Source organism: Pseudomonas sp. AN3A02 (genome assembly GCF_011765255.1).
Classification (GTDB): Bacteria; Pseudomonadota; Gammaproteobacteria; order Pseudomonadales; family Pseudomonadaceae; genus Aquipseudomonas.
In genome coordinates this window covers 102,198-115,800 of sequence record NZ_JAARNI010000015.1, presented here as the reverse complement: position 1 = coordinate 115,800, position 13,603 = coordinate 102,198, and the positions used below count along the sequence as shown (strand labels likewise).

Genomic DNA, 13,603 nt, shown 5'->3' with positions numbered 1-13,603 from the left:
GCGAGGTGCCGACAGGCGGGGCAGAGCGTTTTGGTTACTTTTGCGCTTTTCAAAAGTGACCCGCTGTAAGAGCGGAACCATAAGTAGCCGTTACCTAAATAACGGATATGTACCCAGCCCCCTAAAACCACAGCCAAAAAAAAAGGCCGCACCCTGCCAAGGAAACGGCCAAAAAAATTGTCGAGGCATTTGAAACTAACGTGCAGTAATCACCGACAGCTTGGTAATCCCCGCGCGCTCGATAGACGCCATGGCTCGCGCCACTTCGCCATAATTAACTCCATCGTCAGCCTGCAGTTGCACCCGAACATCCGGGTCCTTGGCCTTGGCCGACTGCAAGTTGAATTCCAGCAAATCCGGCTGGATTTCATCCTTGTTGATAAACAGTTTGCCCGCAGCATCAATACTCACCACCAGCGGGTCTTTCTGCTCCACCGGCGCCACGGCCTCAGTCTTGGGCAGGTTGATCGGAATCGCATTGGTCAACAACGGCGCCGTGACGATAAACACCACCAGCAGCACCAACATCACATCCACCAACGGCGTGACGTTGATCTCACTCAGCACCTCATCGCTGTCTTGCGTGGAGAAGGCCATCTCAGGACGCCTCCTTCACTTTTTGCACGCCGCCCTGGGCACCGGCTTTGCTCAACGTCGGGTGCAGCAGCACACGAAACGAGTTCTTCTGCGCCAGGCTGTAGAAGTCATGGGCAAAGTCGTCCAGGTCCGCAGCCGTGAGTTTCAGGCGACGCAGGAAGTAGTTGTAAACCAGCACCGCCGGCACCGCGACGGCGATACCCACACCGGTGGCGACCAACGCGGCACCAATCGGCCCCGCCACGGTTTCGAGGCTGGCGGAGCCGGCGGCACTGATGCCTTTCAAGGCTTCCATGATCCCCCAAACGGTACCGAACAGACCGATAAACGGCGACGTACTGCCGATACTCGCGACCACCGCCAGGCCGGTTTCCAGGGAGCGACGCTCACGCACAATTTGTTGGCGCAGTGCACGTTCCAAACGGTCCTGATGATTGATCGCCTGGCTCAGGTCAGCAGCGTGTGGCGCCTCACCCACCTGAATCGCGGCGTAACCGGCCTGGGCCACACGAGCGGCAGCGCCCGGCCTGGTTTCCGCCAGTTCAGCGGCCGAATCCAGACTGGAGGCCGCCCAGAACTGTTTATGGAATTTGCGATCCTGGGACTTGAGGCGGCCGAACTGGACGCCCTTGAGCAGGGCCAAGCCCCAGGTGGCGACCGAAAAAACCACCAGCAGCCAGATCACCGCGCTTTCGATGGACTCAGTTGGAGATGCTAATGCCATGATGTATTCCCTCTGTGCAGGTCGCGATGTGTCCAACACACCGCATCCAATAATTAATGAATCTTGAAATCGATCGGTACGCTGACCCAGCCGTCCTGGGCCACATCGCCCTGCTTGGCCGGTACAAAACTCCAGCGCTTCACGGCAGCCAGTGCGGCGTCGTCGAGCTGCTGGCGACCACTGCTTTTCTGAATCTGGATCTCACCCGGTTTGCCGGTGGCCAATACATGCACCCGCAACAACACCGTGCCTTCCCAACCCCGGCGCTGGGCCAGTGACGGGTATTCGGGCGCCGGGTTCTTCAGGTACGCGGCGTTGGCCGAGGCCGGTGTTACCGGCGCTGGCGCAGGCGGTGCGGGTGCTGGAGCCGGTGGCGCAGGTACAGGCGGCGCGGGCGGCTGCTCAGCGACCGGTTTCGGTGCGGGCTTGGGCACAGGCTTCGGTACCGGCTTGGGTTTCGGAATCTTTTTCGGCGCCGGCTTGGCGGCCAATTCATCAACCACCGGTGGCGGTGGCTCGACAACCGGTGGTGGCGGCGGTGGCGGCACGGGCGGTGGCGGCTCCACAACCGGCGGCGCCGGCTGGGAAAATTCGATCGTCATTGGCGGAATTTCCGGCGGCACAATCGGCAGCACCGGGGTTGGCTTCTGGCTGACCCAATAGATCACCGCACCATGCAAGGCCAACGCGAGAATCCCCAACAGGATCGCTTCACGCCGACTCAGCACACCCTTGGGGGTTTTCTGCGTACGCAACTGCCCCAACGGCGCGCGATGCGGCCGGCCAAGGTCGACCAACTCACCACCCGGTGCGTGGCGCCATTGCGCCTCTTGTGCACTGGCGGCGGTCTGGACATTGCCCATTGATTAACTCCCCTGCGGTCTTAAGCAAAAAAACCGACGGGCCTGCCTTGGCGGCCGTCGAGGGCTGAATCATCGGGGCCAGACGCTTATCTCTTAAAGTAATCTTTAAAGTTATAGATAGATCCAAATTGAATAACCGAAACATCCAGATACGCCAAAGCCACGGCCTGCGCGGGCTGGCGCCGAGGCGTAAAATTCGAATGCTTTTGAGGCATACAAAATATTCGCTGAAGGCATGGCTCAGCGGGGATTGCTGGCACATAAATCCTGCAATTGGCGCAGCAACGCCTGCCCCGCCGCGCCCAGACCATTGCGGCCATACAGCGCCAGCCGCACACCCTGCACCGCCGGCAAACCGCTGTCTGCGCCCAACACCACATGCCCGGGCTGCAAGACCCGCACCGGCAGCAAACTGATTCCCAGCCCCGCCGCCACCGCCGAACACACGCTGGCCAGGCTCGCGCTGGAATAACCGATGCGCCAGCGCCAGCCACCCACCTCCAAGTGATGCAACATTTCATTGCGATACAGGCCACCGGCAGGAAACGCCACCAGCGGCAACGGATCACGTCCCAGAGAGGGCGCACTGCGGCTGTCGACCCAGCACAACGGCTCTGGCCAAGACGCCAGGCAGTCATCACTGTCGCCCATTTGCTTGACCAGCAGCACGTCGAATTCACCGCCGCGATAATCCCGCAGCAACTCCGGCCCCAAGCCGCTGGTGACCTCCAGGCGCACCCGTGGATAAGCCTGCACAAACGCCGACAGCAATGGCATCAAGCGCTCAGCCGCAAAGTCCTCGGGCACCGCGAGGCGCAGCACGCCATCGCTCTGCTGGTTGATCAGCACGTCAGCCGCCTCTTCGTGCAGCGCCAGGATGCGCCGCGCATAAGCCAGCAAGCGTTCACCCTCCACCGTGGCCACCACGCGACGCTGATCACGGTCGAGCACCTGGCTGCCGAGTGCGTCTTCGAGGCGGCGGATCTGTTGGCTGACCGTGGACTGGGTCAGATGCAGGCGCTCAGCCGCGCGGGTGAAATTGCCGCAATCGACGACGGCAACAAAGCTGCGCAATAAGACGGGATCGAACATGAGCCTCACCATTCCATTTGCCACTGATTGGCATGGTTATATTTAATTTCAGAATACTCCGGCGGCTGCCCATACTTCACGCCTCATTGCGCACGAGGGGTTTTCCATGACTGACGATCAGCAGCATCTGCATCACGCCGTGCAACTGGCGAAGGCGAACGTAGCCGCCGGTGGCCGCCCGTTTGGTGCGGTCCTGGTGCGCGACGGCAAGGTGCTCGTGGAAGCGGTCAACGAAATCCACTTGAGCCAGGACCCCACCGCCCACGCCGAGATGCTCGCCATCCGCGCCGCCAGCCAACAACTCGGCCCGCGCCTGGAAGGCTGCGTGATCTACGCCAGCGGCCAGCCCTGCCCGATGTGCCTGAGTGCGATGTACCTGTGCGGCGTGTCCCGCGTGGTATTCGCCGCCAGCAACGAAGTGGCAGCACCTTTTGGCCTGTCGACAGCGGCGATCTACCAGCAAATGACGTTGCCTTTGGCGGAGCAAAAATTGCCCGTGCAGCATCTGCCACAGGCGGCGATGCAAGCCCTTTACGGTGAATGGCAGGCCCTGCATGACGCTGAATAATTCGTTCGCCGGCAAACTCGCCGGCTGGGGTTTGCTGGTAGTGCTGGGCCTGAACCTGCGGCCCATCCTCAGCTCCATCAGCCCATTGCTGGGGGAAATCCGCTTGGCCACCGGGCTGAGTTTCCAGAGCAGCGCCCTGCTCACCAGTCTGCCAGTGATTTGCATGGGGCTGGTGGCGTTGGTGGGTGTGCGCCTGGAGGCGAAGCTGGGAGAACGTCGCGGGATCGCCCTGGGTTTGATGATGATCCTGCTGGCGTGCCTCGCACGCTGGCTGTTTGGCCAGGCGCCGGCGTTGCTGGCCACGGCATTGTTCGGCGGCGCGGGTGTGGCGCTGATCCAGGCGCTGGTGCCGGCGATGATCAAGCGCCAGTTTCACCAGCGCGTGCCGCTGGCGATGGGGGTTTACTCGGCGTCGCTGATGGGCGGCGGTGGCTTGGCGGCGCTGCTCAGCCCGTGGGTGGCGGGGCATTTCCAGCACTGGCAGGCGGGGCTCGGGATCTGGCTGCTACCGGCCCTGGGCGCGCTGTTGCTGTGGGCGTGGCTGCCATTGGGCGCGGCGAAAAACCCGCAGGTGACAGCGCCGTTCCAGGGCCTGCGCAACCGTCGGGCGTGGTTGCTGGCGCTGTATTTCGGCCTGGTGAATTGCGGCTACATGAGCATGGTCGCGTGGTTGCCGGCCTACTATCAGCAGTTGGGTTGGGACGTATTGCCCAGTGGTTCGCTGCTGGCGTTCATGACGATCTTCCAGGTGATCGCCGCGCTGTTGATGCCCGCACTGGCGCAACGCGGCATTGATCGTCGGCCGCTGCTGAGCATCAGCCTGCTGGCCCAGACCGTGGGCTATATCGGCCTGCTGGCAGCGCCGCTGGAATTCCCGCACCTGTGGGTGGCGTTGATCGGCTTCGGCCTGGGCGCGTGTTTCGCCCTGAGCCTGCTGCTGACCCTGGACCACCGCCGCGACCCTCGGGAAGCCGGCCAACTGGCCGCGTTCGTCCAGGGCGTGGGCTTTTTGATCAACGCCATCTCGCCATGGCTGACTGGCTGGCTGCGGGAACTGACCGGCAGTTTCGTCAGCGCCTGGCTGGTGCTGACGCTGACGGTGGTGGCGATGCTGATACTCACGCGGGTGTTCAGCCCGGCGACTTATCGCCCCGCTCCCGTGGCGGCCTAGAAGTCGTAACGCCCGGTCACCCCAAGCGTGCGCGGGGTGCCCAACAGCCCTTCATACCCCCCGTTACCGCCGGTCCACAGGGTGGTGTAGTAGGTCTTGTCGAACGCGTTCTTCAGCCACAACGACACGTCCCACTGCCCTTGCTGGTAGTTACCTCGCAGGCCGGTGGAGAGGTTGACCACCGCGTACGCCGGGATCTGCCCGTAATCGGAATCTTCAACCGTGCCCACCGCCTTGGAGCGGAACGCATAACTGGCGGTGACGTAGGGTTCGAAGCCGTTATCCAGGTTCCATTTGTATTCGCCATTGGCGTTGGCGATCCACTTCGAAGCGCCCACCACCTGATGGCCACTTAAGTCGCACGAAGCCGGCGCGCCCGGGCGCAGGCTGACTTCCGGCGGGCACGGCGCATCTTTGTACGACAGGTACTGCACGTCGTTGTACGAGCCGTTGATGTTGAGCGTCAGGCCCTTGATCGGGATAAGCGTGCTCTCCACCTCCACGCCCCGTGAGCGCACCGAGCCGGCGTTGGTCAGGTACTGCACGCGGTTGCTGTCGTCGTAGGCGTTGGTCTGGTAGCCGTTGACCTGGGTCCAGAACAGGTTGGCGTTGAGTTGCAGGCGGCGGTCCCACAGGGTGCTTTTGAAACCCAATTCGGCATTGTTGGCGCGCTCGGTACCGATCAACAGCGAGTCCGGGCCGGCGGTGGGTGCGGAGCCGACCGCCAGGTTGACCCCGCCGGATTTCTCGCCATGGGACAAGGTGGCGTAGCCCAGCAAGTCGTCGTTGAACCGATAGCTGAGGTTCAACAAACCGGACGGGCTGGTGCTGTATTGGTTGAGGTCGCCGGAGTCATATGCCCCCGTTCGACCGCGCCGTGCAGTCGCCGCCGCACCGGTCACCGCAGCGCCGCCAATAGGTGCGTTGCGCGTGACCCAGGCACTTTTCTGTTCATAGGTACCCCGCAGGCCGGCGGTGAAGTCCAGGCGCTCGGTCAGGTGCCAGGTGCCTTGGGCGAACAGCGCAAAACTGTCGGTGCGGATATGCCCGTTGCCCACGCTGCTGACGTTGTTCAAGGCGCCCGTGGGCGTGCCGTTCCAGATGTCGGCCTTGGGCCCGTAATAGGCGAAGGATTTGTTGTCCAGGTCGGAGCCGAAGTAGTAGGCGCCGAGCACGTAATCGAAGAAGCCACCGGTGGGCGAAGCCAGGCGAAATTCCTGGGACCACTGCTTGTCTTCCACCGACACGCCGGCGTTGTAGGAGGCCGGTACATTGAGACCGTCGTCGTTGCGCGGGGTGAAATTCCACCAGCGGTAGGAGCTGACCGAGGTCAGGGTGAAGTCGCTGGGCAGCGTCCAGTTGGCTTCCAGCGAAGTGCCGCCCTGAAACACGGTGACGTGCTGGTCGCTGTCGAGGTTGACCTTGCGGTGCGTGCCGTCGACAAGGGTCGCGCCTGCCGCCGCCGCCCGCGATTGATACAGGTTGGTGCCATTGATGGTCGGCCCGGTGCTGTACAGCACGCGGGTGCCGGCGCTGGAATCCTCTTCGTTGTAGTCGCCGATCCAGCGCAGGTTGAACGTGTCGCTGGGCTTGTACAGCAGTTGGCCGCGAAAACCTTGGCGCGAGCCGCCATTGAGGTCGTGGCCGTCGTACTCGTTCTTGATGTCGCCGTCGCTGCGGGTGCGGTACGCGGAAAAACGGCCCGCCAGATCCTCGGTCAGCGGGCCGGAAATCGTGCCTTTGGTCTGGAAATAACCGTCCTCGCCCAAGGAAGTCTCAATGCTGCGCTCCGGGGTAAAACTCGGCGCGCGGGTGCTGATATTGATCACCCCGGCGGTGGTGTTCTTGCCGAACAGCGTGCCTTGGGGACCGCGCAGAACCTCGAGCTGTTCGATGTCCATCAAGTCGAACACGGCCATCCCCGGCCGCCCCAGGTACACGTTGTCGATGTACAGCCCCACACTGCCTTCCAGGCCGTCACTGGCCGGGTTGTTCCCCAGCCCGCGAATCGACACGCTGGACTGGCGCGCATGCATGTAGGCGACGTTGACGCTGGGCACCAGTTGCTGCAAATCCTGAATCCGGTAGACCCGCTGGCTCTCCAGGGCCTGGCCGCCGATCACGCTCATGGGCGTGGGCACGTCCTGGGCACTTTCGGTACGCCGCCGCGCCGTCACCGTGACCGTTTCCAACTGTCCACTGGCGTTCTCACCCTTGGGCGCCGGCGCGGGCTCATCGGCCGCCTGGCTGCTGGACCAACCGGCACTGCCCGCCAGCAACAACGCCATCGGCAGGCGTTTAAGGCGCCAGGGAGAGGGAGGGACAGCGCGATTCAACAGGCTCATAAGCGGCTCCGGTGTCAGGAAATACGCTGGATCGCATATTCCTAAAGGCTATTTATTTATGTTTTTACAAACATTTACTGCATAAGAGATAGCCTTTATAAGGAGTCGACCTAATGCATAGCCAATGCATTTCCCCGATATTTTCAATGTGAAAAATGCATATCGACCTGCGCCAACTTCGCCACTTCATCGCTCTTGCCGAGCAACGCAGTTTTGTCGCGGCAGCGGTGACCGTGAACCTGTCGCAATCGGCCTTCAGCCGCAGCATCCAGGCGCTGGAACTCAGCGCCGGTTGCCAGCTGGTAGACCGTGGCCGCAAGGACCTGGCGCCGACCAAACAAGGCCAGGTGCTACTCGAACATGCGCGGCGGCTGGTCAGCGGCGCCCAGCAACTGGCGAATGAGATCAGCCAGTTCAACGGGCTGGAGGCGGGTGAGCTGCGCTTCGGTTGCGGCCCGGCGCCAGCGGCAGGTTTGATCCCGAGGGCCATCGGCAGTTTTATCGGGCGCTACCCCAAGGCCCGGGTGCAGTTCCAGGTGGACGACTGGCAAAGCCTGAGCAAGCGCCTGCTCAGCGAAGAGTTCGAATTTTTCGTCGCCGACACCCGGCATTTCGAGGCCCACCCGGATTACCAGACCCACCGCTTGCGCCCGCGCAAATGGCACTTCTGCTGCCGCGCCGGGCACCCGTTGGCGGAGCTGGAAAGCGTGACTGCCGCCGAGCTGATGAGCTATCCGCTGGCGGTGACGATTCGCCCGCCGAACCCGCGCAAGGTCATCGTCGACCTCAGCGGCCGACCCGACTACACGCCCAACGTCGAATGCGAAAACGGCTACAGCCTGCTGGGCGTGGTGCTGCGTTCGGACGCTATCGGCATCGTCAGCGCCAACAGCGACGTACTGCACATGGCCCGTGGCGAGCTGGTGTGCCTGCGAATTGAAGGTTTGGCGGAAGACCTGGAGGAGCGCTACACCCGCTATGGGATTGTCAGTCGTGCGGGGTATCGGCTGTCACCGCTGGCGGAGGCGATGATCGAGCAGATCAAGGTGATTGATGAGCAGGATGAAGAGGTGTGCGCGCTGGAGAATTTTGCTGTCTGAGCGACCGCCTTCGCGAGCAAGCCCGCTCCCACACTTCACCGCGTACATCCTGTAGAAACGCGATCGAATGTGGGAGCGGGCTTGCTCGCGAAAGCGTTAGTCGCCAAACAAATGCACTCACTGCATAAAACCCATTCCCCAAATGCACTTGCTTCAAGGCCCGCCAAGCGGCGAAATCGTTCGCCTGTCCTCCGTTCGGTGAAGCCTCATGTCCCAACCCAAACCCGTGCGCAATGTGCTGTACATCATGTGCGACCAACTGCGCCGCGATTACCTGTCGTGCTATGGCCACGCCCATCTGCACACCCCCAACATCGACCGCCTGGCCGCCGCCGGCGTGCGCTTCAGCCGGGCCTACACCCAAGGCACGATTTGCGGCCCGTCGCGGATGTCGGCCTATACCGGACGCTATGTCAGCAGCCATCAGGTGGCTTGGAACGCGGTGCCACTGCCCTTGGAAGAACTGACCATCGGTGACTATTTGCGGCCCCACGGCATCCGTACTGCACTGGTGGGCAAGACCCACGCCACGCCCAATCTCGAAGCCCTGCAACGCCTGGACATCGACCCCGACAGTGCCCAGGCAGAACCGCTGAATGAGGTCGGCTTCGAAGCCTATTTCCGTCACGACGGGATCTTCCCCGACAGCCCGCTGTTCACCGAAAAACGTGAATCCGCGCCCTACACCCACTACTTGCGCGAACAGGGCTACGACGGCACCAACCCCTGGCACGAATGGGCAAATGCGGCGGCCGGTAAATCCGGGGAAATCCTCAGCGGCTGGCACATGCGCAACGCTCACCTGCCGGCGCGGGTGGATGAACAGCACTCGGAAACCGTCTACACCACCGACCGCGCCATCGACTTCATCACCGAGCAAGGCGAGCAACCGTGGTGCCTGCACCTGTCGTACATCAAGCCTCACTGGCCCTACATCGCCCCGGCGCCGTACCACGCGCTGTACTCCGCTGAGCATGTGCAGGCGCCGATTCGGCCGGCGCCCGGAAAGGAAAGTGATCACCCGGTGTACCACGCCTTCCGCCAGCATCAGGAGAGCCTGAATTTCTCCCGGGATGAAGTGCGGCTTAACGTGATCCCGACCTACATGGGCCTGATCAAGCAGGTGGACGATCAACTCGGCCGGCTGTTTGATTTTCTCGAAAGCAATGGCCGCTGGGACGACACGTTGATCGTGTTTACCAGCGATCATGGTGACTTCCTCGGCGATCATTTCCTCGGTGAAAAGGAATTCCTGCTGGAGCCTGCAGTGGGTATTCCGCTGATCGTGCGCGACCCTCGGGCTGCCGCCGATATCACCCGTGGCTCGGTGGACGAGCGCCTGGTGGAAACCATCGATGCCCTGCCGACTTTCCTGCACGCGCTGGGGTTACCCGGTGCCGAACACCGCCTGGAGGGCCGCTCGCTGATTCCGCTGCTGCACGGTGAAAACATCACCTGGCGCCGCTACGCCATCGCCGAATACGACTACGCCTTCCAGGCCCCGGCTCGGGAACGCCTGGACCAGCCCATCGACCGCTGCCGCATGACCATGGTGCGCAGCGAACGCTGGAAATACCTGGCCTACGACGGTTACCGCGCGCAGTTGTTCGACTTGCAGAATGACCCGCAGGAATTGCATGACCTGGGCACCGACCCGGCGCACGCGGATGTGCGCGAGGCGCATCGGGGTTATCTGTTCGAATGGCTGCGAGGCTTGAAACGGCGCACCACCATTAGCCACGCCGAGATTGATCTGCGTGGCCAATGGTTCAGGTATGGAGAGCCGGAAGCGGAGAAGGTGGTGCAGATCGGGGTCTGGTGACCCGAAACGACCGATAAGCTTTTGTGGCGAGGGAGCTTGCTCCCGCTGGACTGCGTAGCAGTCCCATTTTTTTGGGGCCGCTTCGCGCCCCAGCGGGAGCAAGCTCCCTCGCCACAGGGATTTGCGTTGGCGTTATAGGCCGCGGGTGGTCTGGCTACGCTGCCCCTGCACGCTCACCGGCACATCGCCCTTGAGCGTTACCCGGCGCACGATGCGTTCCTGGGTGCCATAGTCGTCCACTGCGTAATGCTGGGTGGCGCGGTTGTCCCAGATCGCCACGTCGCCGGTGTTCCAGCGCCAGCGCACGGTGTTCTCCAAGCGAGTGACGTGGCTTTGCAGAAGGTTGAACAGGTGCGCCGAATCCACCTGCGAATAGCCCTTCAGGCGTTTGACGAAGTGCCCCAGCAGCAGGGTTTTTTCGCCGCTGACCGGGTGCACACGCACCACCGGGTGCTCGGTCTCGTAGACCGTCGAGGTGAAGATCTTGCGGTACTCCTCCAGCTTCTCCGGCGACACATCCGGCTTGCGCGCGGCGTAGTCGTATTCGTTGCTGTGCACGGCCCAGAGCTTGTCCGCCAGTTCGCGCAGTTCGGCACTCAGGTCGTTGTAGGCCGCTGCGGTGTTGGCCCAGACGGTGTCACCACCGGAGGCTGGCGCCAGCACCGAACGCAGGATCGAGGCTTTCGGGTAGGCATCAACGAAGGTTACGTCGGTGTGCCACGAGTTGGCGCGCTGGCCACGGGCGCCGTCCAGTTCCAGCAGGAACCGCGTGCCGTCGCGCACTGGAACGGTGGGGTGGGCAATCGGCTCGCCGAGCAAGTGGGCGAAGGCTTCCTGGCTCTGGTCATCGAGGTGGGTCTGCTCGCGGAAGAAGATCACCTTGTACTGCACCAGCGCCTGCTGGATGGCGTCGACAGTGGCGGCGTCCAGCCCGCCGGATAAGGTGATGCCACGGATCTCGGCGCCGATGCGTCCGGCCACCGGGTGGATATCCAGCGCCAGGGCGACGGGTTGAACAGCTAGTGCGGCGTTGCTCATGGTGATGACCCTCATGTGCCAGCTTTCGGTTGGGAGTAGCGTGCAACAAGGCTCTATTCATATGCATTTTAGGTCTAGCAAATGAACGAATGCTTCGTTGACGGAATAAGAGCTTGCATTTAAAACCTCAGCTCCCCCGGTCGCAAATGCCTTCGACCTATTTTTAAAATGCCAGGAAAGCATATGGATCTTCGCCAACTGCGCTACTTCATTGCCCTCAACGAGCACCGCAGTTTTGTGCGTGCTGCCGACGCCATGGGCATCACCCAACCGGCGTTCAGCCGTAGCATCCAGGGGCTGGAACAGGAGTTCGGCTGCGTGCTGGTAGACCGTGGCAACAAGGACCTGCGCCCCACGCCCGAAGGCCAGGTGGTGTTGCAACACGCCCTGACCCTGGTGCACGGCGCAGCCTTGTTGAGCAGCGAAGTCACGCGCATGACCAAGCTCGATGCGGGCGAACTGCGCTTCGGTTGCGGCCCGGCGCCGGCGGTGAAACTGGTGCCGGATGCGGTGGCGCGGTTTATCACCGCGCACCCGAAAATCCGCACCAGTTTCCAGGTGGATAACTGGGAAAAACTCAGCCGTAGCCTGAGCCGTGAAGAGATCGAATTTTTTATCGCCGACATCCGCCAGTTCGAGTCCGACCCGAACTTTCAGACCCGGCCACTGACGCCCAAACGCGGGGTGTTTTTCTGCCGCCCGGGGCACCCGCTGCTGGCCAAGGACAGCCTGTCGACCAACGACATGTTTGATTACCCGTTGGCCGCGCCGCTGATTTCCCAAGGCACTCGCAAACTGCTGGCGAATCTCAGCGGGCGCATGGATTTCTCACCGAGCATTCACACCGAACACTTCCCGGCATTGGTGAAGATCGTGTTGCAGTCGAATGCGATTGGCGTGGGCACCGAAGAGGCGTTTGCCGAGGACATTGCCAAAGGTGAGCTGGTGCTGCTGCACTGGCGCAACCTGCCACAGAACCTGGAGAGCCTGAATGCTCGTTGCGGGATCGTCAGCCGCACCGGTTTTCGCTTGTCGCCGGCGGCCAAGGCGATGATCGAGACGCTGGTGGCAGTGGATCAGCAGGAGGTGAGTGTGGCGGTCTAGTGCACCGCCACACTCACTCCCGCTACGAAGGAAGCTTGCGATAGGGGGCCTTCAGATTCCGGCGGCCGCCAACTTCGGCGCCACCCAATCGCTCACCTGGAACGGCTTGCGGATCAACCGCTGCTGCGATGCCAGGTCCACCTTGTCCTGCAATTTGGCGAGGAACACCGGGTCGAGGGTCGACGGGAATATCTCGCTGAGTTTCTGGTCTTGCAAATCGTTGGTGAGAATCACCGGTGGATAGCTGGCCAGCCCCGACACCAACTGGATGTAGGCCTGCTTGTTGCTGTCATCGGTCAGCCATTGCACTGCTTGCTGCTGCGCCTTGAGCAATGTGGCCACGGCTTCGGGATGCTCATCGACAAACTTGCCACTGCCCACAAGCACGCTCTGGATACTGCCGGCGTCGCCCAGGTCCTTGGTGCTCAACGGGATTTCGGCCAGGCCCTTGGCCTGCAATGCGCTCAGGCCCGAACTGCCCCAGGTGGCGTCGATCTGCTTGGCGGCCAGTGCGGCGACGGCGGCATTGAAGTCCAGGTTGATGACTTTCAGGTCTTTTTCACTCAAGCCCTGACTGGCCAATGCGCTGTCGAATGACAGTTGGCTGGCGGTGCCGCGGAACACCGCAACGCGCTTGCCCTTGAGGTCCTGCAGGGTCTTGATGCCCGAACCCGGCACCACCCCCAGATAATGTTTGACGCCTCGGGCGCTGGCACTCAACAGGCGCGTGTCGAGGCCGTTGGATTTGCCGATGATTGCCGCCAGGTCGCCCAGGTAGGCCAGGTCCACCTGGCCATTGGCGAAGGCTTCATTGATCACGGGGCCCGCGCCCTTGAAGAAATTCCACTGGATCTTGATGCCCTGGTCGGCGAAGGCCTTTTCGAAGATCTGCTGTTGGCGCAGCACGTCCACCACCCCGCCGCCGCTGTGTTGAGTACCGGCGGTGAGGTCGGGCACGGCAATCCGGATTTCCTTAAGGTCGGCAGCCTGCACCAGCCCGGCCAACGCCGTGCCGGCAACGAGGGTGATCAAGCGTTTGAAGGGCAGCTTCATAGGGGGTGCTCCTGAGGGCGGCGGTAGCCTGGGGAGCAGAAAGTAGGCATAAGCGGGTCAAAACTATAAATACTATAAATTCACAATTTAATAGCTTTCAGATCTATAGGCAGCCAAACGCAGGCC

12 protein-coding genes are annotated in these 13,603 nt (G+C 62.1%); 5 read left to right on the top strand and 7 right to left on the bottom strand.

What is annotated here, in order from left to right; translation table 11 throughout:
* Positions 1–195: 195 nt before the first annotated feature.
* From HBJ59_RS30120 to HBJ59_RS30105, 4 genes are all read right to left on the bottom strand, one after another.
* On the bottom strand, positions 196–597 hold the full coding sequence (locus tag HBJ59_RS30120) for a biopolymer transporter ExbD (RefSeq protein WP_003218118.1): 402 nt from the start codon (positions 595–597) through the stop codon (positions 196–198).
* 1 nt (position 598) lies between these two features.
* Entirely contained in the window at positions 599–1,324 is a 726-nt protein-coding gene (locus HBJ59_RS30115) for a MotA/TolQ/ExbB proton channel family protein (RefSeq protein ID WP_167665676.1), read from the bottom strand.
* A gap of 50 nt (positions 1,325–1,374) precedes the next feature.
* Positions 1,375–2,184 carry an energy transducer TonB gene (locus HBJ59_RS30110; RefSeq protein ID WP_167665672.1) on the bottom strand — a complete coding sequence of 270 codons (810 nt, stop codon included), beginning with the start codon at positions 2,182–2,184 and terminating at the stop codon, positions 1,375–1,377.
* A 240-nt stretch (positions 2,185–2,424) separates the two neighbouring features.
* Positions 2,425–3,276, bottom strand: a complete 852-nt coding sequence (locus tag HBJ59_RS30105; RefSeq protein WP_167665671.1) for a LysR family transcriptional regulator — start codon at positions 3,274–3,276, stop codon at positions 2,425–2,427.
* A gap of 106 nt (positions 3,277–3,382) precedes the next feature.
* Here HBJ59_RS30105 and HBJ59_RS30100 point away from each other — a divergent pair, with 106 nt between their 5' ends.
* Positions 3,383–3,844 carry a nucleoside deaminase gene (locus HBJ59_RS30100; RefSeq protein ID WP_167665670.1) on the top strand — a complete coding sequence of 154 codons (462 nt, stop codon included), beginning with the start codon at positions 3,383–3,385 and terminating at the stop codon, positions 3,842–3,844.
* Complete coding sequence (locus tag HBJ59_RS30095) at positions 3,831–5,015, top strand: CynX/NimT family MFS transporter (RefSeq protein ID WP_167665669.1); 1,185 nt, start codon at positions 3,831–3,833, stop codon at positions 5,013–5,015. The genes HBJ59_RS30100 and HBJ59_RS30095 overlap by 14 nt, the downstream gene beginning before the upstream one ends.
* Here HBJ59_RS30095 and HBJ59_RS30090 read toward each other — a convergent pair.
* On the bottom strand, positions 5,012–7,360 hold the full coding sequence (locus tag HBJ59_RS30090; RefSeq protein ID WP_167665668.1) for a TonB-dependent receptor: 2,349 nt from the start codon (positions 7,358–7,360) through the stop codon (positions 5,012–5,014). The two genes, HBJ59_RS30095 and HBJ59_RS30090, sit on opposite strands and share 4 nt — an antisense overlap.
* Before the next feature lie 155 nt (positions 7,361–7,515).
* Here HBJ59_RS30090 and HBJ59_RS30085 point away from each other — a divergent pair, with 155 nt between their 5' ends.
* A complete protein-coding gene (locus HBJ59_RS30085) occupies positions 7,516–8,460 on the top strand; it encodes a LysR family transcriptional regulator (protein WP_167665667.1) in 945 nt (314 codons plus the stop codon).
* 208 nt (positions 8,461–8,668) lie between these two features.
* A complete protein-coding gene (locus tag HBJ59_RS30080; RefSeq protein ID WP_167665666.1) occupies positions 8,669–10,282 on the top strand; it encodes an alkaline phosphatase family protein in 1,614 nt (537 codons plus the stop codon).
* 132 nt (positions 10,283–10,414) lie between these two features.
* Here the strand turns inward: HBJ59_RS30080 and HBJ59_RS30075 are convergent, their stop codons facing one another.
* Complete coding sequence (locus HBJ59_RS30075) at positions 10,415–11,320, bottom strand: TauD/TfdA family dioxygenase (protein WP_167665665.1); 906 nt, start codon at positions 11,318–11,320, stop codon at positions 10,415–10,417.
* Positions 11,321–11,503: 183 nt separating this feature from the next.
* On the opposite strand from HBJ59_RS30075, the gene HBJ59_RS30070 reads away from it, so the two are divergent.
* The gene (locus HBJ59_RS30070; RefSeq protein ID WP_076015537.1) at positions 11,504–12,424 is read left to right on the top strand and encodes a LysR family transcriptional regulator; all 921 of its coding nucleotides are present in this window, start codon (positions 11,504–11,506) and stop codon (positions 12,422–12,424) included.
* Positions 12,425–12,475: 51 nt separating this feature from the next.
* Here the strand turns inward: HBJ59_RS30070 and HBJ59_RS30065 are convergent, their stop codons facing one another.
* Positions 12,476–13,477: an ABC transporter substrate-binding protein gene (locus HBJ59_RS30065; RefSeq protein WP_167665664.1), complete on the bottom strand. Its 1,002-nt coding sequence runs from the start codon at positions 13,475–13,477 to the stop codon at positions 12,476–12,478.
* Positions 13,478–13,603 lie beyond the last annotated feature (126 nt).

Bases quoted from the DNA above. Each gene is read 5' to 3' on its own strand.
- HBJ59_RS30120 (WP_003218118.1), bottom strand. From the start codon at position 597: ATGGCCTTCTCCACGCAAGACAGCGATGAGGTGCTGAGTGAGATCAAC.
- HBJ59_RS30065 (WP_167665664.1), bottom strand. From the start codon at position 13,477: ATGAAGCTGCCCTTCAAACGCTTGATCACCCTCGTTGCCGGCACGGCG.
- HBJ59_RS30110 (WP_167665672.1), bottom strand. From the start codon at position 2,184: ATGGGCAATGTCCAGACCGCCGCCAGTGCACAAGAGGCGCAATGGCGC.
- HBJ59_RS30100 (WP_167665670.1), top strand. From the start codon at position 3,383: ATGACTGACGATCAGCAGCATCTGCATCACGCCGTGCAACTGGCGAAG.
- HBJ59_RS30090 (WP_167665668.1), bottom strand. From the start codon at position 7,360: ATGAGCCTGTTGAATCGCGCTGTCCCTCCCTCTCCCTGGCGCCTTAAA.
- HBJ59_RS30105 (WP_167665671.1), bottom strand. From the start codon at position 3,276: ATGTTCGATCCCGTCTTATTGCGCAGCTTTGTTGCCGTCGTCGATTGC.
- HBJ59_RS30080 (WP_167665666.1), top strand. From the start codon at position 8,669: ATGTCCCAACCCAAACCCGTGCGCAATGTGCTGTACATCATGTGCGAC.
- HBJ59_RS30085 (WP_167665667.1), top strand. From the start codon at position 7,516: ATGCATATCGACCTGCGCCAACTTCGCCACTTCATCGCTCTTGCCGAG.
- HBJ59_RS30070 (WP_076015537.1), top strand. From the start codon at position 11,504: ATGGATCTTCGCCAACTGCGCTACTTCATTGCCCTCAACGAGCACCGC.
- HBJ59_RS30075 (WP_167665665.1), bottom strand. From the start codon at position 11,320: ATGAGCAACGCCGCACTAGCTGTTCAACCCGTCGCCCTGGCGCTGGAT.
- HBJ59_RS30095 (WP_167665669.1), top strand. From the start codon at position 3,831: ATGACGCTGAATAATTCGTTCGCCGGCAAACTCGCCGGCTGGGGTTTG.